The organism is Lysinibacillus sp. NPDC059133, assembly GCF_042755925.1.
Classification (GTDB): Bacteria; Bacillota; Bacilli; order Bacillales_A; family Planococcaceae; genus Lysinibacillus.
Map to the genome: position 1 here is coordinate 131163 of NZ_JBHZDH010000003.1, position 22762 is coordinate 153924.

Consider the following 22762-nt stretch of genomic DNA (forward strand, 5'->3'; position numbering starts at 1 on the left):
TTCCTAGGGGCGTCCAGCCTCCACTCCAATCAACTTATACACACGACATACTTTTTAACAAAATGTCATCCCTAGATTTCGTTGAAAGACCGCAATTACTTCTTTACTATAAGAAAAGCTCTAGTGCAAATAGTTGCACTAGAGCTTTTTATTATAGATTAAAGAACACTTGCATGCCCTTTGTAAATAACACCCGTTTCAGCATCCATTGTAATTTCTTGACCGTGGCGAATTAAAGTAGTGGCTTCTTTTACTCCAACGATAACAGGGATCCCAAGGCTTAGTCCTACAACTGCTGCATGACTTGTAAGCCCACCCTCTTCCGTAATCAGACCGATACAATTTTCAAGTGCTGGCATCATATCACGATCTGAACCAACCGTTACTATAATGCATCCGTCTGTGTCATAAGCTAGTGCCTCTGCTGCATTTTTAGCAACAACTGTTTTACCTACTACAGAAGCTTTACCGATTCCTTGACCACGAGCTAATAAATCGCCGATGATGTGTACCTTCATTAAGTTAGTAGTACCTGCTTCACCTACTGGTACACCTGCTGTAATGACAACTGCATCACCATGCGTTACAAATCCATGTTTCAAGCTTTCATCAACAGCTAGCTCTAAAATTTCATCTGTTGTCGTAACACGTTGACAAACAACTGGGAATACACCCCAAACTAGTGTTAATGCGTGAGCTGTATTGGCAGAACCCGTTACAGCGACAATCTGTACACCAGGGCGATATTTCGCAATCATTCTAGCCGTATTACCACTTTCTGTTGGCGCAAGTACTGCCTTTACGCCTAAGTTAATCGAAGTGTATGCTACTGCCTGAGAAATCGCCTCCGTCATATTTGCCTCTTTTTCACGACTACGTGTAGAGACGATTGCCTTATAGTCTAATGAATTTTCTGTACGCAGTGCGATTTTATTCATTGTTTGTACGGACTCTACTGGATACAGCCCTGCTGCAGTTTCACCAGAAAGCATAATTGCATCTGTACCATCAATAATTGCGTTTGCTACGTCACTAGCCTCTGCTCGTGTCGGACGTGGATTACGCTGCATCGAATCTAGCATTTGTGTAGCTGTAATAACTGGTTTACCTACTTGATTACATTTTAAAATTAATTTCTTTTGTACAAGTGGTACTTCTTCTGCTGGGATTTCTACACCGAGGTCACCACGTGCTACCATTAATCCATCTGAAACTAAGATGATTTCATCGATATTATCGACACCCTCTTGGTTTTCGATTTTCGGGATAATTTGAATGTGGCTACCGCCATTTTGTTCAAGTAATTCTCGGATTTCTAGTACATCCTTTGCTCGACGAACGAACGAGGCTGCAATAAAGTCAACACCTTGCTTACTACCGAATAGAATGTCCTGTGCATCTTTTTCTGTAATTCCAGGAAGTTGTACAGAAACACCTGGAACGTTAACACCCTTTTTATTTTTTAAGACACCTGCATTTTCTACAATCGTATGAATAAGACCTTTTTCCATATCTTTTGCTAATACGCGTAGTTGAATTAGTCCATCATCTAATAAAATAATGGAGTTTTGTTCAACGTCTTCGATTAAATGATCATACGTTACAGAGAAGCTTGACTCCGTTCCTTCCACTTCAGTCATTGAAATATCAATGACTTGCCCTGCTGCTAAATGCAATTCTCCGTTTTTCATATTGTGTGTACGAATTTCAGGGCCTTTTGTGTCGAGTAAAATCCCAACTGGTTTCCCTAATTTTTGTGCTACTTCGCGAATTAAATTAATACGTACTTCATGCTCCTCATGGGAACCATGCGAAAAGTTTAAGCGGGCAACATTCATACCTGCTTCAATTAGTTTCTCTAAAATTTCTGGTGACTCACTTGCTGGACCAATTGTACATACGATTTTTGTTTTTCTCATTTTCTGCCCACTCCGTTTTTATAACAAATTATATTGATAGTTCTTTCATTAAAGTATATAAGCTTACATCTGCCTCATGATTTTTTTCGAAAGCCTCTGGCATATCATAGTCGATCACTTGATGATTACGGATACCTACCGCCCTGCCAGACTTCCCTTCCATTAGCAATTCAACTGCATGTGCACCGAATTGACTCGCTAGAACACGATCACGCGCAGTAGGTGAACCACCACGTTGGATATGTCCAAGAACAGAAACACGCGTTTCTTTTCCTGTTTTTTCATATAATAGCTTTGCCAATTCGTTACCAGACATGACACCCTCAGCGACGATAATAATGCTATGCTTTTTCCCACGAGCTGCACCACGGTCTAAGCGTGCCACAATATCATCCAAATTATAATCTTCTTCTGGAATTAAAACTGTTTCAGCTCCAGCTGCAAGACCTGCCCATAAAGCAATGTCCCCTGCATCTCGCCCCATCACCTCAACGATAAAGGAATTTTCATGGGAAGTTGCTGTATCGCGGATTTTATCAATGGATTCCACAACCGTATTTAATGCAGTATCGAATCCTATCGTATACTCGGTTCCTGGTACGTCGTTATCAATTGTTCCTGGTACGCCAACAACAGGAAAGCCTTTTTTCACTAAATCCATAGCTCCACGGTAAGAACCATCACCGCCAATAACGACTAGTCCTTCAATGCCAGCTTCACGCATATTGTCAATGCCTCGCTGCTGAACAGCGCCTTCTTTAAATTCGGGACATCTTGCAGAATTTAAATGTGTACCACCACGTTGAATAATGCCACCTACTGAACCTAAATCAAGATTTTCCATACTTCCTTTTATTAAGCCATCATAGCCGTGCTTAATTCCGACAACATCAATTCCATGATATGCTGCCTTACGAACGACTGCACGAATAGCTGCATTCATTCCTGGCGCATCTCCACCACTTGTTAATACCGCAATTTTTTTCATTGTCGAACCTCCTGCAGATACTATTATTATTCACATTAACATGAAAAAACAAACTATGTAAGGGCTCTGAGGCTACAAAAACATAACTTTTACATAAAAAATAAAAAGAATGCGCTTTCACACACTCTTTCTATTTAAAAATATCTGGAATTTAACATTTTCCCCAAAGTTTCGGACGATATTTTTCGCACTATTTATTCTTCCATCATTAGGCTATTAATTTATTGAGGAAACAATTTTTATCTCTTTACGAGCAAATTCACATGTCCAAAAACCTAAAAATGAATTTAAGCTTCTGCATATTGTCCAATCTTTCTGAATTTCTCATAACGGTCTTCAATTAATTGTTCGCCATTTAAAGAATTTAATGCTTTTAGTGTGTCGCTTATACATTCTTTTATAGAAAGTGCTTGCTTCGCTACATTGCGATGAGCTCCACCTGTTATTTCAGGGATAATTCCATCGATAACGCCAAGCTCTTTTAAGTCAGGTGCCGTTATACGCATCGCTTCTGCCGCTTGCTTTCCTAGGCTACCATCACGCCATAAAATCGATGCAGCCCCTTCTGGAGAGATAACCGAATACGTTGAGTTTTCTAACATAAAGACACGATTCGCTACACCTAATGCAATGGCACCTCCACTACCACCTTCTCCAATAACAATAGAAATAACTGGCACTGTTAAACCCGCCATTTCAACGAGATTTCTGGCAATCGCTTCACTTTGACCACGTTCCTCAGCAGCCTTACCGGGATAAGCACCTTTCGTATCAATAAAACAAATAATTGGTCGCTTAAATTTCTCAGCCTGCTTCATTAAACGTAGTGCCTTACGATATCCTTCTGGATGTGGCATACCAAAATTCCTACGAATATTTTCTTTTGTGGATTTTCCTCGCTGGTGTCCAACAATTGTTACTGGCTGACCTTCAAAAAGAGCAATTCCTCCAAGAATAGCCGCATCATCACCAAACGTACGATCACCATGTAACTCAATAAAGTTTTCACACATAGCTTCTATATATTGTAAAGTTGTTGGTCGTTCTGGATGTCTAGCAACCTGTACACGATCCCACGGCTTCATATTGGCATAAATAGATTGTTCTAGCTGTGTTAGGCGTGTTTCAAGCTTTTCGATTTCGCCTGTCATATCTACATCTGCCTCGGTAGCAATCGTTTTTAACTCATCAATTTTTTCACGTAATTGTACTACTGGTTCTTCAAAAGCTAAATTTTTAGACATGTTGCACGCCGCCTTTCGTATGCATTTTTACAAGCACTGCTACTTGGTTTCGTAAATCTTTTCGATGGAAGATTGCATCAAGCTGACCATGCGCTAATAAAAATTCCGCTGTTTGGAAATCACTTGGCAGTTTTTCTCTTACTGTTTCTTCAATGACACGGCGACCAGCAAAGCCAATCAACGCTTGTGGTTCCGCAATATTAATATCTCCAACAGAAGCAAAACTTGCAGAAACGCCACCTGTTGTAGGATGCGTCAAGATAGAAATAAACAATAGTCCTTCATCGTTATGACGTTTTAATGCCACACTTGTTTTTGCCATTTGCATTAATGATAGAATGCCTTCTTGCATGCGCGCTCCACCACTAGCAGTAAAAATAATAAACGGTACACGTAATTCAGTAGCTTTTTCAACGGCAAGTGTGATTTTTTCTCCTACAACTGACCCCATTGAGCCCATACGGAAATGAGAATCCATAATTGCTACAACAATTTCTTCTCCATCCAGAGTACCTAATCCAGTCAGTACAGCTTCGTTCAATCCCGTTTTTTGTTGATCCGCTGAAATTTTTTCTACATAAGCCGGGAAATTCAGTGGATTACTCGTTTGTAAATGATCATCCATTGAAACAAATGATCCTTCATCTAAAAAATCTGCTACACGCTCCTGTGCAGTCATTTTGAAATGATGATCACATTTTGTACATACTTTATGATTTTTTTCTAATTCCTTCGTTAACTGAATATGACGGCATTCTGGACATTTTGTCATGAGTCCTTCTGGAAATCCCTTTTCTTGACCGTCCTCTTTCTTTTTGCTAAATATGCTGCGAATTGCCATGTTTGACTCCCCCTTTGTTGTCTAATTACTTCGTAAAGTCTTCATCCACTGCTCGTAAGCTTGTAATGCTTCTTTTTCATAGCCAAGCTGCATCGATTTCAACATAGTTTGAATGATTATTTTTTCTTCTTCTGTTGAGTTTCGATTTAAACGGTCACCATCATAAGCTGCTAGCTGAAACCAGACTTTTAGTGAAAGACGATTTCCCGCCGTGATGATTATTTCTCGTAATACATCTCGACAATTAATCGTGTCTTCTATCTCTAGCTTTACAAAAAAACTGTCCCACACCGATAGTGTTCGCAGAGTCCCTGTACAACTTATTACGCGAATGGCTTCCTTTTCATGAATTTGTCGCGTTAATTCGACATCCTTTTTTGATTTTTCATCTTCTAATATAAACATCGACAGTATTTCTACGAGCTGATGCTTATGTGTGGAAGCTAGGAACGTACCTCCCCCATGTTTCGTTTCAATAAGACCTAACAATTCTAAGCTTCGCAATGCCTCTCTCACGGAGGATCGCCCGACACCTAGACGCTCTGAAAGGACTCGTTCAGAAGGTAGTTTTTCTCCAGCCTGTATTTCTTCCATTTTAATAAGTTGTCGTAATTGTTGGACGATATCTAAAAACACTTTCTTTTGCTCAGTTTTTTTATCCATACGATCAACTCTCCTTACTATCAATTTCGCCTTGGCAAATTTGCGTTCGTATTTTGAATTGTGCCAAGGCCTGCACGAGGGCCGACACGATGTCGGTCATTTCGGTAATGCCACAAGACGTGGCGTTCTTAGACTGAATTCCTCTATTTCAGTAGAAGTTTGGACACTCACTGAAAAGAAATCACATCCGCAATTCATTTCGTCACCACAAAGGTGAGAGGCTAATACAGAATGAAGATAAAAAGTGGTCTGGCCACTTTTGAACATTGACTATAGCTTACAAAATAACTGTTAAAAAGTAAAGAAAAAACTGCATAAAAAATGTATGCAGTTTCTAAAATTTTCTTCAATTTCATATTCTTTTCGTCGCTTGCGCATGTTTTACTTTCACTTGAGGTTTACCAAAGCGCCTTTCAAGTGTTCCCTCAATGTAAAGCAATTCATCTTCAAGTAACAGCTCTTGAACAAGATGAAAAACCTGTGGGAATAAAGTTACAGATACCGTTCCAAACTCATCCTGAAGCTGAACAAAGGCCATTTGCTCACCTTTTTTTGTGCGTATTTTTTTCACTTCTTCTATCATGCCAATCATTTTTACATACGTTCCGTCACGCGCTTGTTTTAACTCTCGGCACGTACTATTTACTTCATTCCAAAAAGCTCTTTCCTCTGTGACCGGATGGGCTGATATATAAAAACCAAGACTTTCCTTTTCATGTAGCAATTTTTCCTTTTGTGGCATCGCTTCCACTTCCATATACTTTGGCTTACCAAAGCTAAAGGTAGTAGTCGATTCAATATCAATATCCTCAGTTGGTCTTAGCAGTTCTGCATACTTCAAAGCTGCCTCCAATGTCGCTATCAGTACCGCACGATCTTTATCTAAATAATCGAGAGCCCCTGCGAAAATTAAAGACTCCATTACTTTTGGTTTAAAATGCTGTGCACTTAAGGCAACTGCCAAGTCAAACAAATTATCCAATGCTTCTGGCTTCTCTTGGCGTAAGGCGTATACTTTTTCTATAAATGTATAGGGAACACCCTTTATTCCGGATAAGCTATAGCGAATTCCATCCTTCTCAACAGTAAAAAATTTTGTACTTTGTTTTAATGATGGCGGGTAAAACGAAATCCCTTTCTCTTTTGCCTCATTCTCAAGTTGCAGAATTTTTTCCACATTTCCTGTTGCATTTGATAATAACGCAGTATAAAAACTTTGCGGGAAATGTGCCTTTAAATAGGCCATTTGATAGGAAATAACGCTATATGCGACAGCATGACTTTTAGGGAAACCATAGTCTGCAAAGCGTACAATTAATGCATACACTTCTTCCGCCACATGGACGTCAAAGCCTTGCTTCATCGCTCCATCTACAAATGCGGTACGTTGCGCCTCTAATACTTGGCGATTTTTCTTACTTACCGCTCGACGCAATAAATCTGCTTGTCCCATCGTAAATCCAGCCATCACCGAGGCAATTTTCATGATTTGTTCTTGATAAACTATGACACCAAATGTCTCTCGTAAAATGGGCTCTAATGCTGGATGGGGCATAGTAACCGATTCCCTTCCTGCTTTCCGTCTAGCATACATAGGAATAAAATCCATTGGGCCAGGGCGATACAATGCATTGACTGCTACTATATCTAAAAAATGGGTTGGTTGAATATCACGTAAAGCTTGCTTCATACCTTCCGATTCTAATTGAAAAATCCCTAATGTATCTCCCATTTGAAGAAGTTTAAATGTTTTTTCATCTTGCATCGGTATAAGATCAAACTCTATCCAAGGACCACCGGCTTTATAAATTGACCAACGTACTTGCTCTAAAATTGTCAGGTTGCGCAATCCTAAAAAATCCATTTTGACAAGTCCACAGGCTTCTACATCTCCCATCGGCCATTGCGTACAATATATTCCATCATGCCCTTCTTCAATCGGTATCGTATTAACTAATGGTGAAGGTGACAGTACAATTCCTGCCGCATGAGTGGAAGAATTTCTTGGTACCCCCTCTAGTTTTAACGCCACCTCAAACCAGCGACGATGGTTTTCATCCTCAGCTAACCAGCCTTGTAAGCCTTGTGATTCGTCCACTGCTTTTTGCAATGTTATTCCTGGTTTATTTGGAATCATTTTCGAGATTTTCTCCAACGTTTCAGCGTCAAAACCAAAAACACGCGCAACATCTCTAGCAACTGCCTTTGCAGACAAAGTGCCAAACGTAATAATTTGCGCCACATTTGCCTTTCCATATTTCTGGGCGACATAGTGGATTACTTTTTGTCTTTTACTGTCGACAAAGTCGATATCGATATCTGGCAGTGTAACACGTTCTGGGTTTAAAAATCGTTCAAATAATAAGCCGTAAACTAATGGATCTACTTGCGTAATAGATAAGCTATAAGCTACAAGAGAACTTGCTGATGAACCACGACCAGGACCTGTTAAAATTCGATTTTCTTTAGCAAAGTGCATAAAATCTGCAACAATTAAAAAATAATCTGCATAGCCCATTGAACAAATAATTTCAAGCTCGTATTGAAGTCGCTCCTGATACACTTTAGGAATCTCTGTTTGCTTTAAACGTTCTGCCAATCCTGCAAAAGCCTCTTTAACGAGCAAGCTTTCGGCTGTTTCACCTGTTGGCACAGGAAATTTAGGCATTTGTACGTGCATTTCAGGAATTTCCGCCGTACAGCTAGCTAGCATCGTTGCACTAGACTCAAGCCATTCTGGATGATCAGCAAACCAACTTCGCCATTCCTCTTCCGTTGGAGCGAAATAACCTTGTAAATGAGCTGATAGCATTGTACCGGTAAGCTTTTCACCTGAATCTATCGCTCTTGCAACCTCAAAGGCAAAATGATCTTCTGGACGTAAAAAATAACAGCTCTGGGAGGCAACCAGCGTTATATTCATAGTTTCACACCATGCTACAAAAGTTTCTTCTTTTTCGGCTATCATTCCTGCTGGTCTTGCTATACCCATAAATAAATACTTGCCAAATACCTCGTTTAAAGCACTTGCTACTTCTGTCCAATCCTCAATTTCTACTAAATCATCCGAAGAAAGTAATGCCACACAGCCCGCCGCATATCCTTCAAGCCATTTCCACGGAAGTGCACCATCTTCTCTAATCGAAACTGCACTACTAATCTTTAAAAGATGCTGGTAGCCTTCTTGCGTCTGAGCATACAACACAAGTGGAACCTTTCTATCTTGCCACTGTACGTTTATCGAGAGCCCTAATACAGCATGAATACTCGCTTGCTGCAATGCTTTACAAAAAGGCAAAAGCCCGTACAATTTTGAATTGACGATTGCACAGGCGTGAGTATTTTGCTCTTGTAAAAAAGGGATCAATTGTTCAAGCCGAATCGTACTTTTCAATAAATCCGCACTCGTATGCATTTTCGTGTATACATGTGTCAAATGAATCCCTTCCTTTCTGGGTATTTAAAAATGTTTATTGATACGCCTTACAAATTTCCTGTAATCTCGTTATAACACGCTCTGCTTCTTCCCATGAGTAAGCTGTAGCCCCTGAAGCGAGCGGATGTCCACCACCATTAAATTCCTTCGCCAAAGTGTTAATAATAGGGCCTTTTGAGCGTAAACGCACACGAATCTGATCGACCTCTTCAATGAAGACCACCCATGCACAAATACCTTTCACACTTCCAAGACAACCAACTAACAGGGACGCCTCTGACGGCACAACATTGAATTCTGCCAGCAATTCCTTTGTCAGCTTGATATGTGCTGCTCCGTACTCATCCATTTTGAAATTTTGATAAATATAACCCTGTAAATTTAATAGCTTTTGATCCATTTCATACATTCCATCGAAAATTTGATTTCGATCAAAATTATATGCAATAAGCTCCCCTGCAGTTTTAAACGTTTTTACAGTCGTGCTAGGGAATTGGAAACGTCCTGTATCCCCTACAATACCAGCAAATAATAATCGTGCTGAAGCATCAGGTAGAATCCAGTTTGCTACTTGTTTCCCTTCCTCAAAAAGCTCATAAATCATTTCACTACAAGAGCTCGCATTTGTATCTACCCATAGTAAATCACCATACACATCATCATTTGGATGATGATCTATTTTAATGATCATTTTACCTTTTATATAGCGTTGATCGTCCACACGTTCAGTATTTGCCGTATCTGTCACAATAACTAAAGCATTGTCGTAAATTTCATCTGTAATGTCATCTGGATTTGCTAAAAATGATAATGACTCATCATGCTCACCTACAGCAAAAACTTTCTTTTCCGGATAATTTGCTAAAATAAGCTCTTTCAAGCCTTGCTGAGATCCATAAGCGTCTGGATCTGGACGCACATGGCGATGAATAATGATTGTTTCATATGAAGCAATTGTGTCGATGATTTGTCTTTTCAAATTAATTTCCCCCAAATTGATAGTAATAACCGTTAGCATTTTTCTTCAATAATCGTTACAATAATGACTAGTTATGCTAGGAGGTTTACTATGCTCAATTTAATATTTGTGTTTGCAATAATCATATCATTTGTGTTTTATTTTTATTTTAAAACAAAACAGTTTCGTTCTTCATTACCAATTGCTAAAAATTGGTATAAAAGCAAAGCTAATGTAAGTTTCGGTACATTTATTCTGTTATTCGGTTTAAACCAAGCCTATTTATTCCCTGGGTTATATACATTTATTATTGTAGCAATTCTTGTCGTTTTAGGCATCTTTGTTATTATTGAAAATATTAAAAGAGTTCGTCACTACGGTCAATTTGTTGACGAAGAGTACCGTATTAACCGATAAATAATCAATTATGCCTCGGCATAATTGCGTCTGGAATCGGCTTTGTGCTTGCACAAAGAACTCCATTCCGATTCCGTGACACCCGCTGAAAGAAGTGAAAGGGATGGTCTAGGGTAAATGCTAGACCATCCCTTTTTCTGTTTTCTTAACGTTCCAGTAGTTGGAACATCATCATTGCCTTCCCAACAAGCACTTGTTGATTAAACACTTCGAAGTCCATTTTCACAAACTTACGACTCATGTCTAATATTCGAGGCTTTACAGTAAGTGTGCTTTCCATTTGCACAGGCTTGATGAAATAAATCGTCATGTTTTCGGCAACTGCATCCCCACGTTTACGGCGCTTTAATGAGAATGAACCAACTTCCGCTAACAAAGTTGTAAATGCTCCATAAGAAATTGCCCCATATTGATTTGTCATTTGAGGAGTTACTTTAAATTCTACGATTAAATCTTCATCGCCAAGCACCTTCATCTCATTTTTCACTAAATCATCAATCGTTTCACCATGTTGAGGTTGTCTTTGAGCAAGCTGAAGCGCTTTCAGTACATCTTGTCGACTAATTACACCTTGCAAAATATTATCATCATCGACAATTGGTAACAGGTCAATCCCTTCCCAAATCATACGATGTCCGGCAGAAGCAACACTCATTTTCATCGATCCAGCAATCGGATTTTTTGTCATAACCTTTTCAATAAGCTCGTTTTCTTCGCGACCAATAACGTCTTTTACTGTAATCATCCCAACAAGCTTATTGTTTGCTGTCACAACAGGAAATGCACCATGAGTTGTTCGTTCATTTAACTTATGGAAATGTTGAATTGTTTCATCATTTCGAAGAACCGAAGTATCCGTCATTGGCACAAAAATATCTTCAATAAATAAAATATCTTTTTTGATTAATTGGTCATAAATTGCACGGTTAATCATTGTTGCCACAGTAAAGGTATCATAGCTTGTTGAAATGATCGGTAAGTCCAGGGAATCTGCAAGTAACTTGTTTTCCTCGGTTGTATCAAAGCCCCCTGTAATTAAAACAGCTGCACCAGCTCGAAGTGCATTTTCATGTGCTTTAAAACGGTTACCAACGATGAGCAAGCTTCCTGCATCTGTATAACGCATCATATCTTCTAATTGCATGGCACCAATAACAAATTTCGTTAACGTTTTATGTAGACCTGTTTTCCCACCTAAAACTTGGCCGTCTACAATATTAACGATTTCTGCGAAGGTTAATCGTTCAATATTTTCTTTCTTTTTCTTCTCAATACGAATTGTTCCAACACGTTCAATAGAGCTTACTAAACGGCGATTTTCCGCTTCTTTAATAGCGCGGTATGCCGTTCCTTCACTCACCTGCATTTCTTTTGCAATTTGACGTACTGAAATTTTATCACCCACGGGTAATGATTCGATGTATTGTAAAATTCTCTCATGTTTTGTAGACAAAATATCACCTATTTCTCAATCATCAATTCTGCTCTTAGTGTACCATATTTTTTATTAAAATATTTAATATAAAGTGATGAATTTGTTTTACTTTTCCCATCGTTTCAACTACGCACGTGGTGCCAACTCATATAGTACAGCAGTGTCACTGATTAGGAACAGTTTACTTTTTCACCCGCTTTTAAAATTTGAACCTCTGCATTTTGCACTAAATCTGCAAAATTTTGTGGATCCTGCTCGATTGGTGGGAATGTATTGTAATGAACTGGTACGACAATTTTCGGCTTCAAAAATGACACTGCACAAGCCGCATCTTCTGGACCCATCGTGAAATTATCACCAATTGGTAAAAATGCAATGTCAATAGGATGACGTTCTCCAATTAATTTCATATCACTAAACAAAGCTGTATCCCCTGCATGATAAATTGTTATTCCTTCGATAAATAATAAAATTCCAGCAGGCATTCCCATATAAATAATTTCGTTATTTTCAGTTACATACGACGAACCGTGGAAGGCTTGAGTAAATTTCACCTTACCAAAATCAAATTCCTTGGCTCCCCCGATATGCATTGGGTGCGTTTTCACTCCTTGCCAAGAAATCCAATTGGCTAGCTCATTTGGCGCAATAACAAGTGCATCTTTTTTCTTTGCAAGCTCCACTGTATCACCGACATGATCATTATGGCCATGTGTAAGTAAGATTATATCCGGTGCTTCCTCAGTAACCTTTAAATCTGTTTGCCCATTCCCATTAATGAATGGATCTATCAAGATTGTTTTCCCATTTGATTGAATTTTGACAACAGAATGTCCATGATAACTAATTTCCATCTAAGTTTCCTCCCTGCGGTACATATTGTTCTACATCATTTTTATTCGCTATCCATGCGATTTTTCCCTTTTTTTGATATGCTTGTACAGAGAATAATAGATCCTTTCCCAACAAAGCTATACCTTGTGGGGAGACAATTATTCATTCGTACAAAAATGAAGCATCGAATTAGAGTTATAGATCGCTCAAAAGTCGAAGCCTCATCCTGGTTAGGCTATTAGTTTAGCCAAGCACATGGAAATTTTTTCAGTGCAATAAGAGGAGGAACTGTTTATGTCAAAGGTTAAAGAAATTCAAAACTATTTACAACAAAACCAAATTGATGCCGCTTTCGTAACGACACCAGACAATGTTTTTTACGTTTCAGGCTTTAAAAGTGATCCACATGAGAGATTACTAGGCGTGATGATTTTTAAAGAGGCAGAACCTTTTTTAATTTGTCCAAAAATGGAGATCCCAGATGCGAAGGATGCGGGTTGGTCTTTTGAAGTCATTGGCCACCAAGATACTGAAAATTCTATGGAAGTCCTTGCGCAAGCGATAAAAGCTCGTAATGTTAACCCACAAACGTTTGCTATTGAAAAAGGTCAACTCATTGTAGAGCGTTTAGAAGCCCTACAACAATCATTTCCGCAGGCAAGTTTTGTCCGTCTTGATGAAAAAATCAATGCTATGCGCGTCATTAAAGAGGAAATTGAATTAGAAAAATTACGTAAAGCTGCAGCATTAGCTGACTATGCTATTGAAATCGGCTGTAAAGAAATCGCTGAAGGCAAAACAGAAATGGAAATCTTAACAGCGGTAGAAAGTGCTATTCAGGATAAAGGCTGCAAGATGTCCTTTGAGACAATGGTATTGAGCGGTCCAAAAACAGCCTCTCCACACGGTAAACCAGGTGCTCGAAAAATAGAAAAAGGCGATATGATCTTATTTGACCTTGGCGTAATTTACGACGGTTATTGTTCTGACATTACACGTACGGTTGCCTTTGGTGAACCTAGTGAGGCACAAAAGGAAATCTACAACACAGTACTATCTGCTAACACAAATGCAATTGCAGCAGTGAAACCAGGTGTTCGTGCAATGGATTTAGATAAAATCGCTCGTGATACTATTTCTGAAGCAGGCTATGGCGAATATTTCACACACCGACTTGGTCATGGACTCGGCATTTCTGTACATGAATTCCCATCTGTTACAGGAGCAAATGAAATGACTATGGAGGAAGGCATGGTCTTCACAATTGAACCAGGTATCTATAAATCTGATGTGACTGGTGTCCGTATTGAAGATGATGTAGTCGTAACAAAAGACGGAGTAGAAGTACTAACAAAATTCCCAAAAGATTTGATTGTACTGTAATTCTATTTAAAGAAAAGGAAGGAAGCAGCCAACACGGTGCTTCCTTTTTTAGTGTAAAGTATGCTCTTCGGCACAACGAGGGGTTGATTTCCGTTCCGACTGGGCGCTTTCCTGGGGGCGTCCGATGAGCCGCTTCACTCGCGTTGCTCGCTCCAGGGTCTCATCTGTGACGCTGATCCCCAAGGAGTCGCCCAGCCTCCACTACAATCAACTTCTTCACATAGCATATTTCTTCTGACATGTTACTCTAATTTATAAAAAACTTAGCAAGATGTGTTTTTGTGCGAAAGCGCAGCATTAGCAATAACAGGTGTACAATTGCGTCACTGATATAACTTGCAATAGTGTTCACTTTTGAAATGAGTAAAATTTATAAAAGTTCTACACTATTGCTGATTGGAGTGGAAGGCTACTCGACTCCCGTGGGAAAGCGAGACAGGCGAGACCCTGCACGAAGCGAAGCGGAGGAAGCGGCTCGACGCTCGCCCACAGGAAAGCGAGTAGCCTGGAACGGAAATCAACCCTCATTCTGCAGAAGATCCATACCTTAATAGAACACTTTAATAGTCTTTCAACATAACAAAAGGAAGCAACCTACAAGGTGCTTCCTTTTTGTTATGTTACTTATTGAATTAATTCATCAACATTTATATATGGCAAACCTTGAGAATCTGCAACAGCCTTGTAAACAAGATGTCCATCTATAGTATTAACACCTTGTTTCAGTGCAGCGTTTTCAACACATGCTTGTCTATAACCCTTGTTTGCAATTTGAAGTGCATAAGGAATTGTATTATTTGTTAAAGCAATTGTTGATGTACGTGGTACAGCTCCTGGCATATTTGCTACTGCATAATGCACAACGCCATGTTTTACATAAGTTGGATCATCATGTGTCGTCACTCGATCGGATGTCTCAAAAATACCGCCTTGGTCAATAGCAATATCGACTACTACTGAGCCAGGTTGCATTGACTGAATCATTTCCTCAGAAACTAGCTTTGGTGCTTTAGCTCCAGGAATTAAAACGGCTCCAACTACTAAATCTGAGTTTTTCACTGATTCTGCAATATTATAAGGATTGGACATTAATGTTTGAACATCACGGCCAAATAAATCTTCTAATTGACGTAAACGCTCTGGGCTTAAATCAATAACTGTTACATCAGCACCCATTCCGACAGCTATTTTCGCCGCATTTGTTCCAGCTATACCCCCACCAATCACTGTAACTTTACCGCGTGGTACACCTGATACGCCGCCTAGTAAAATACCTTTACCTTCATGATTTTTCTCTAAGAATTGCGCACCAATTTGCGTTGCCATTTTACCAGCAACTTCACTCATTGGTGTTAAAAGTGGTAATGAACCATTCGCTAATTGCACTGTTTCATATGCAATGCCTACAACTTTTTTATTTAAAAGTGCCTTCGTTAATTCAAGCTCTGGCGCTAAATGTAAATAAGTAAACAAGATTTGACCTTCATAGAAATAATCATATTCTGATGCTACAGGTTCCTTTACTTTCATGATCATTTCTTGCGCCCATGCTTCTTTTGCCGTATCCACAATATGAGCGCCTGCAGCAAGGTAGTCTGCATCTGTAAAGCTTGAGCCTAAACCTGCTCCAGTTTCAATGTACACTTCATGACCTGAATTTGTTAATGTAACAACCCCTGCTGGTGTCATGGCTACACGATTTTCATTGTTTTTAATCTCTTTTGGAATACCAATCTTCATCTTCCCTATCCCCTTCCATTACCTAAAAAATAAACACATTTTGTTACATACACTTTGATGTATTGATGCACCCCTTGCATTTCCATATTACCAAACATAAACAAAAAATGCTTTAATTAAAATAATAATAGATAAAATTCCGAATATTCTAATAATAATAAATATCCTAATTAATAAAGTGGTAATTTCCAACATGCAAAAATATAAGGTTATTATCGATCGATAATAGATTGCCTGGAGAAAATGCCTCGTAAGTAACAAAAAAATATGCTTGCGATAGTAATATTTATTTTGCTTGTGAATGAAAATGCCTTCACTTTTTCACATTTTTTCTTCCGGAAAGTATTTCCTTTAGAAAATCATTTGGTATAATCAACATATACAAATCTGGGAGGTAATTCAAATGGCTAATAAATATAAAAGCATTGTAGTTGCAGTAGACGGATCAAAGGAAGCAGAATACGCTTTCCGTAAATCGATTGACGTAGCAAAACGTAACGATGGTGCTGTATTAAATTTAGTAAATGTTATTGACACACGTTCTTTCGCTGCTATTGAAGCATATGACCGTTCGATTGCAGAGCGTGCTCAAGCATTCTCTGAAGAGCTATTAAATGGTTACAAAAAACAAGCTGAAGAAGAAGGCTTAACAAATGTTAACCTTGTAATTGAATATGGCTCACCAAAAAATATCATTACAAAAGAACTTTCTAAAATTGTAGACGCAGACTTAATCATCTGTGGTGCAACTGGTCTAAATGCAGTAGAACGCTTCTTAATCGGTTCAGTATCTGAAGCAATTGTACGCTCAGCTAAATGTGACGTACTTGTAATCCGTACACCGGAAAATTAATTTTGTCTTACATAAAGGGTATCCAAATTTGGATACCTTTTTCTTATTGTTGAAAAACCGTTATGTCTTTGAGATTAATGTGTCCTTTTAAATAAGGTATGGCTAAAATCAATGGTTCCACATCATGGAGTGATTTGACAATTGGAAGCTATAGTATTAAAAGATTTGAGATTGGAGTGGAGACTAAAGTAAAAGGATTCACGTACAGTTTTGTGTGTGAATCCTTTTTGCTCTTTTGAAGGTGGATGTCGATAAAATTTAAAAGTTGGGTGATAAAACGTGAATGTTTATCGATAAAATTTAAAAATTGGGCGATAATTCCTGAAAGTGTTCCGATAAAACTAAAAAGTTGGATGACATTTTGTTAAAACGTATTATTACTTTATATTTTTTCTTTTATAGACAAACTAAAAGGTATCCTATTTCGGATACCTTTTTTTACTTATTTCCCTTCTTGCCACATCTTCACTTTTTCAAAGAACATAGCTAGAGCTTGTTTATTTTGCATATTTGGTACTTTTGCTAATAGCACCTCTTTTGGAGCTTTGAAATCTTTACCTTGCTTTTGTAAAATGACAATGCTCTTTTCAAGTGCTTTATTGGCGAACATTGTATCTGGCAATTGAATAATTGCTTGAATCCAAGCATGCTTTTGAATGTATTTATGCAGTTGTTTCGACTGCTCAGATTCAAAGAGATGGGTTGGAGCAAGGAAAAATAAATAGCCTCCATCCTTCGTGTAGTTAATGGATTGCTCAATAAATAAGTGATGTGCATAACTCATTCCTTCTGAAGGACATAGTTCATAATCTAATGCGATATCTTCATTTGGATAATATCCGACTGGTAAATCACAAACAATAGCATCTGCAGGACTTACTAATAAATCTTGTAACGCATCTTGGCGGTATAAGGAAACAGACTGCTCAGTCAAATCAGCTGTAGCAGCAGCTATACGAATAAGTAGTTCATCAACCTCTACACCTGTTGCCTCTATTTTTTCGTCTAATAAGTTCATAACTGTTAGAAGTAAATTCCCTGTACCTACTGCAGGATCTAAAATCGAAATTTTTCCAGTTTTTAGACGATCTGCAAATAGTTGCTCTACAAAATAACCAACTAATAACCCAAGAGTATCAGGTGTCATTTGGTGATTTGGCTGAGAGCCTTTTCGCATCCCCTTTAAAACAGCAATTTGAATTGCTTTGCGCACATCTTCCTTTGTCGCAGTGTCTTGCGAAAAATCAACTTCCCCATCTAGCCATGCCTCTAAGCCATCTAGAATACCCTCTAATAATGTAATATTATGTTCTTTTTCTATCTTTTCAGCATGCTCATTTAGCATACCAAACAATTTCTCGATATTTTCCATACTCAACTTCCTTTCACGCAGAAAAGAGCCGTGACAAAAACTTGTCACAGCCCCTTTGTCTAGTAATATCTTAGCCTAAAATCAATAAATTATGCTAGTGCTTTGACCGCTGCAATTGCCGCTTCATAGTTTGGATGGTCTGTTGCTTCAGGAACATATTCTACATATGTCACTTTGTCATTTGCATCCACAACAAATACTGCGCGTGTTAGAAGACGTAACTCTTGAATGTAGACACCATATGCTTCACCAAATGACAGGTCACGGTGATCTGAAACTGTTTGAACAGCATCAATACCCGCTGCACCACACCAACGTTTTTGAGCAAATGGAAGGTCAACAGATACTGTATAAATCACTACATTATCACCTAAGCCAGCTGCTGCTTCATTAAAACGACGTGTTTGCGCATCGCATACACCAGTATCTAATGATGGTACAACGCTAAATAAACGAATTTTCCCCTCTGAATCTTTTAATGTAACAGGTGACAGGTCATTCGCTAATACAGTGAAATCTGGTGCTTGATCTCCAACCTTTACTTCGTTCCCTACAAGTGTTACTGGACCATTTTTAAATGTTACTTGTGCCATATAAACGCCTCCTAATCATCATATATACATAATATTACTAAATGGAGGGAATTAATTGCAACTAAGACAGCTTATTTTGTTGCTGACGCTTCGCTTTCGCACAGATAAAACATTTGTTGCTGTCGCTTCGCTTTCGCACAGATAAAACATTTGTTGCTGTCGCTTCGCTTTCGCACAGATAAAACATTTGTTGCTGTCGCTTCGCTTTCGCACAGAGCAAAGCTTCCTCGGGGCGTCCGATGAGCCGCTTGGGGCAACAGATGTTTTTTGTGCGAAAGCGTAGTGTAACGTAGCGGCAGCGACACGATGTTGGTCCCGAAGGCGTTATCACAGGATGTGATGCTCTTAGCCTTCGTTCCTCTATTGCTAATCCCTAAGGAGTCGCCCAGCCGGAACGAAGATCAACTTTATTCATAGTATACTTTATAATAAATGCATCCTAACTTTTGGATCTTTTTCCTAACGAACTAACCATTAATCACCACTATCACCACAAAAATAAAGAGCTGTCTCACCGTAATGAGACAGCTCTAGTCATTATTCTTCGTTATCTTTCTCTAGCTTTTCAGGTTCTGATTTTCCCTCTAGCGGTACAGATTCAGTCTTTTCCTCTTTTATTGGCAAAGACGGTTGAACAATATCTTTTTCTATATATATTTTTTCATGAACGACTGTTGTATCCGCGAAAAAATCATGTAGACCTTGATTGTTCGGTAGAATGCCTACAAGAATATAAAGTGGCATAAAAATGCTGTTGATGATACGCCCAATCCAATCACGGAATAACACGTCTGACCAAGTCAGCTTCTCATGCTTTAATGAAATAACACGTAATCCAAATATCATTTTCCCTAATGTTTGCCCAAAAAATCTCGTCATTAATACGAAATAACTGTAATAGAGAATAGCAGATATAATCGAAATAGGTGCATACCACACTGTGTCAGATAATGACCAATCCATTAAATAAAATATTGGGTTAACGAGAATTCCACCTACTGCTGCAATAATAATTCCGTCTATTAAAAATGCCCAAAAACGTATCCAAAAGCCTGCCGTTTTTAATACATAATTTTTATTCGTAATTGGCTTATCCATTAGGAGAGCATTCCCTATAGAGGGTGACCCTTGCATAACAACTTCATTGTTTGTCATTGTACTCCCTCCTTAGTATTCGCCATATAAGTACATCATTTTAGGTGCTTTATAGTCCGCCATAATTTTCATCAGCATTTTTTCCTCTGCTGATGGACCGAATATGGATCCAATTTTCATCCCAACATATGATTTCCAGCCACCCACATCATATGAATACTGGAATAATGCAGCGTCCTCTAGACCAAAGTCTTTACGCAATGCAGTAATTGTTGCTTCCTCATCACCAATCTCATCAACTAAGCCTGCTTCAAGCGCCTTCTTACCACTAAGAATTCTACCATCAGCCACTTTTTTCACATCTGGTTCAGACATATTACGTCCTTTTGCAACAATACCAACGAATTCTTGATACGTTTCATTAATCATGTCTTGCATCATAGCACGCTCTTCCGGTGTCACTTCACGCATTGGACTAAGCATATCCTTATGTTCACCAGATTTAAACGTTTCATATTTAATACCAACTTTTTCTGCTAACTCCTGATAATTAATAGATTGCATTATGACACCAATCGATCCTGTAATTGTATCACGTTGCGCAAATATTTTATCTGCAGGTGCTGAAATGTAATAACCACCTGAAGCTGCCATCGAATCCATAGAAACATAGATTGGAATTTGTCGCTCTTCTTTAATTTTCAAAAGTTTTTTATATATTTCTGCTGATTCCTTTACACCGCCACCTGGTGAATTAACACTTAAGACGATACCTTCCACAGTCTGATCATATAAAATATTATCTAATTGATTTAAGAAAAATTGATGATCATAAGAAACTGGTTGCCATAGTGAACTTGAGCCAACATCTTGAATCGTACCATCAACCTTTAAGTATGCAATACGTTTATCCTTATTGCCGCTTTCTTTAACCTCTTCCATTACCGTCAAGTCGTTTCCAGCCACCAAGCTATCAAAATTGCTAAAGAAATCTGATTTAAATATTGCAAAAATGGTGTTGATTCCTAATGAAAATACTAATAGCACACCTGCAATTATTAAAGCAGCCCACCTTTTACCATTCATTTCTTTCCGCCTCCTCATAACGTTATACGATTGATATCCTAATTTGTTTCATACTTATTGCAATAAGATGGCTTATCACCATAACACGGGTTTGATTTCCAACACTTTGCAAAAGCTTTAACTTATTCAACCTATAATACATTACCTAACATTATAAAAAAATCAAAGTTCATAAAAAAAGCAGGAACTTTGATTTTCGACATTATTTCCTAGGAAATTAATGATGATTGATAGAATGGATTTTTTCTTGCTCTCGTAATTCGACACGACGAATTTTGCCTGATGAGGTTTTTGGCAGCTCAGTAACAAACTCAATCGCACGAGGATATTTATAAGGGGCTGTTAAAGTTTTTACATGGCTTTGTAGTTTTTTTATTAGTGTTTCATCACCAACTTCTCCTTCACAGAGTACAACAAACGCCTTTACGAGATTTCCACGGATTTCATCCGGACTCGCGACAACAGCAGTTTCTTTCACTGCTGGATGCTTCAATAACGCATCTTCTACTTCAAAAGGGCCAATCGTATACCCTGACGATATAATGACATCATCCCCACGTCCTTCAAACCAAAAGTAACCATCTTCATCTTTATATGCGCGATCACCAGTAATATACCAATCGCCTCTAAATTGTAAATTTGTACGCTCGGGATCGTTTAAATACTTTTTAAATAACGCGGGCGTTTCACAGTGTACAGCAATATCTCCAACTTCTCCAATCGCAACTGGATTTCCAAAATCATTGATAATTTCAACCGTATTACCCGGGGTAGGTTTACCCATTGAGCCCATTTTAGCCTCCATCCCTACCATTGTACCAACAAGTAATGTATTCTCTGTTTGTCCATAACCATCTCGTACTTGTAAATTAAAGACCTCTGAAAATACTTTTATCACTTCACTATTTAAAGGTTCACCCGCTGATACAGCCTGACGTATTGTACTTAAATTGAAATCTCGTAAATTTTCAGGCCCCGCCATAAATCGATATTCGGTTGGCGTGCAGCACAGAATATTAATATTGAATTTTTCAATCAGTGCAAGGTATGTTGCCGCATCAAAGTGACCTTTGTAAACAAATGCTGTTGCACCACTCCCTAAAGTAGCGAGGAACGGACTCCAAATCCATTTTTGCCAGCCTGGAGCTGCTGTAGCCCAAACAATGTCACCTTCTTGAACACCTAACCAATTTGGTGCAGTAGTTCGTAAGTGTGCGTAACCCCAGCTATGAGTATGTACTGCTGCCTTTGGATTGCCTGTTGTACCACTTGTATATGCTAAAAATGCAATATCTGTACTCTTAGTTGGTGTAGAATTAAAATAGCTCTTTGATTGGCTTTGCATTTTTTCAAGCAATGGCTGCCAAGGTTCATGTGCATGTCCAATGACAAATTGCTGTATTTCTTGTAAATTTTCAACACTATCAAATTGTTCAATATAAGGCTCAAATGCAACAACTCCTTTTGCATCGGCATGATTGATTCGATATTCAATATCTTTAGATCTCAGCATTTCTGAACTAGGTATAATGGTTAAACCTGCCTTTAAGGCCGCAATATACACGATATACGCTTCCACTGATTTCGGTACCATGACTAAAATAACATCACCTTTTTTTAAACCTTGAGATGTAAATACATGTGCTGCCTGATTCGCCTTTTCAAGTAAAGCTGTATATGTAATGTACTGAATTTCCCCGTTTTCACTATAAACTAACAATGCATTTTTGGTAGAATCCTGTGCATATTTTTCAATTTCCTCTGAAATGTTATACCATTCTGGTGCGATTAAATCTTCTCTTTTCATGGCAAATGCCCCCTTTTGTACGCTCATTATAAAACTCAATTTTTATCTTTTTCAATGAAATTCACTCTAATTCATTAAAGTGGTGACAACTATCACGT

At 38.5% G+C, this 22762-nt stretch carries 18 protein-coding genes; 3 read left to right on the plus strand and 15 right to left on the minus strand.

Annotated elements, in window-relative coordinates; translation table 11 throughout:
* Positions 1–158: 158 nt before the first annotated feature.
* From pyk to ACFXN8_RS03155, 7 genes are all read right to left on the minus strand, one after another.
* The gene (gene pyk, locus ACFXN8_RS03125) at positions 159–1919 is read right to left on the minus strand and encodes a pyruvate kinase (RefSeq protein WP_376075305.1); all 1761 of its coding nucleotides are present in this window, start codon (positions 1917–1919) and stop codon (positions 159–161) included.
* Positions 1920–1947: 28 nt separating this feature from the next.
* On the minus strand, positions 1948–2907 hold the full coding sequence (gene pfkA / locus ACFXN8_RS03130) for a 6-phosphofructokinase (RefSeq protein ID WP_376075306.1): 960 nt from the start codon (positions 2905–2907) through the stop codon (positions 1948–1950).
* Between the two features lie 287 nt (positions 2908–3194).
* Entirely contained in the window at positions 3195–4151 is a 957-nt protein-coding gene (locus ACFXN8_RS03135; protein ID WP_376075308.1) for an acetyl-CoA carboxylase carboxyltransferase subunit alpha, read from the minus strand.
* The gene (gene accD / locus ACFXN8_RS03140) at positions 4144–4992 is read right to left on the minus strand and encodes an acetyl-CoA carboxylase, carboxyltransferase subunit beta (protein WP_376075310.1); all 849 of its coding nucleotides are present in this window, start codon (positions 4990–4992) and stop codon (positions 4144–4146) included. Before accD ends, ACFXN8_RS03135 begins: the two co-directional genes overlap by 8 nt.
* Positions 4993–5013: 21 nt before the next feature.
* Entirely contained in the window at positions 5014–5655 is a 642-nt protein-coding gene (locus ACFXN8_RS03145; RefSeq protein WP_376075311.1) for a FadR/GntR family transcriptional regulator, read from the minus strand.
* 352 nt (positions 5656–6007) lie between these two features.
* Positions 6008–9091 (minus strand): DNA polymerase III subunit alpha, encoded by a 3084-nt coding sequence (gene dnaE, locus ACFXN8_RS03150; RefSeq protein WP_386842702.1) that lies wholly within the window; start codon positions 9089–9091, stop codon positions 6008–6010.
* 34 nt (positions 9092–9125) lie between these two features.
* Complete coding sequence (locus ACFXN8_RS03155) at positions 9126–10070, minus strand: DHH family phosphoesterase (protein ID WP_386842704.1); 945 nt, start codon at positions 10068–10070, stop codon at positions 9126–9128.
* A 90-nt stretch (positions 10071–10160) separates the two neighbouring features.
* On the opposite strand from ACFXN8_RS03155, the gene ACFXN8_RS03160 reads away from it, so the two are divergent.
* Complete coding sequence (locus ACFXN8_RS03160; protein ID WP_386842706.1) at positions 10161–10466, plus strand: YtpI family protein; 306 nt, start codon at positions 10161–10163, stop codon at positions 10464–10466.
* Positions 10467–10611: 145 nt separating this feature from the next.
* Here the strand turns inward: ACFXN8_RS03160 and ACFXN8_RS03165 are convergent, their stop codons facing one another.
* On the minus strand, positions 10612–11919 hold the full coding sequence (locus tag ACFXN8_RS03165) for a DRTGG domain-containing protein (protein WP_386842708.1): 1308 nt from the start codon (positions 11917–11919) through the stop codon (positions 10612–10614).
* Positions 11920–12071: 152 nt separating this feature from the next.
* A complete protein-coding gene (locus ACFXN8_RS03170) occupies positions 12072–12755 on the minus strand; it encodes a metal-dependent hydrolase (RefSeq protein WP_386842710.1) in 684 nt (227 codons plus the stop codon).
* 274 nt (positions 12756–13029) lie between these two features.
* On the opposite strand from ACFXN8_RS03170, the gene ACFXN8_RS03175 reads away from it, so the two are divergent.
* Positions 13030–14118, plus strand: coding sequence for a M24 family metallopeptidase (locus ACFXN8_RS03175; protein ID WP_386842712.1), 1089 nt, complete (start codon positions 13030–13032; stop codon positions 14116–14118).
* Between the two features lie 624 nt (positions 14119–14742).
* Here ACFXN8_RS03175 and ald read toward each other — a convergent pair.
* Complete coding sequence (gene ald / locus ACFXN8_RS03180) at positions 14743–15858, minus strand: alanine dehydrogenase (RefSeq protein ID WP_386842714.1); 1116 nt, start codon at positions 15856–15858, stop codon at positions 14743–14745.
* 403 nt (positions 15859–16261) lie between these two features.
* On the opposite strand from ald, the gene ACFXN8_RS03185 reads away from it, so the two are divergent.
* Positions 16262–16711, plus strand: a complete 450-nt coding sequence (locus ACFXN8_RS03185; RefSeq protein ID WP_323649118.1) for a universal stress protein — start codon at positions 16262–16264, stop codon at positions 16709–16711.
* A 442-nt stretch (positions 16712–17153) separates the two neighbouring features.
* On the opposite strand, the gene ACFXN8_RS03190 is transcribed toward ACFXN8_RS03185, so the two are convergent.
* The 5 genes from ACFXN8_RS03190 to mbcS form a co-directional block, all read right to left on the minus strand.
* The gene (locus ACFXN8_RS03190; protein WP_376075335.1) at positions 17154–18083 is read right to left on the minus strand and encodes a class I SAM-dependent methyltransferase; all 930 of its coding nucleotides are present in this window, start codon (positions 18081–18083) and stop codon (positions 17154–17156) included.
* Positions 18084–18172: 89 nt separating this feature from the next.
* Entirely contained in the window at positions 18173–18676 is a 504-nt protein-coding gene (gene tpx, locus ACFXN8_RS03195) for a thiol peroxidase (protein WP_386842716.1), read from the minus strand.
* Positions 18677–19213: 537 nt separating this feature from the next.
* Complete coding sequence (locus ACFXN8_RS03200; RefSeq protein WP_376075339.1) at positions 19214–19831, minus strand: RDD family protein; 618 nt, start codon at positions 19829–19831, stop codon at positions 19214–19216.
* A gap of 12 nt (positions 19832–19843) precedes the next feature.
* Positions 19844–20857: a signal peptide peptidase SppA gene (gene sppA, locus ACFXN8_RS03205; RefSeq protein WP_376075341.1), complete on the minus strand. Its 1014-nt coding sequence runs from the start codon at positions 20855–20857 to the stop codon at positions 19844–19846.
* Between the two features lie 217 nt (positions 20858–21074).
* On the minus strand, positions 21075–22664 hold the full coding sequence (mbcS, locus tag ACFXN8_RS03210) for an acyl-CoA synthetase MbcS (protein ID WP_386842719.1): 1590 nt from the start codon (positions 22662–22664) through the stop codon (positions 21075–21077).
* Positions 22665–22762: the final 98 nt, after the last annotated feature.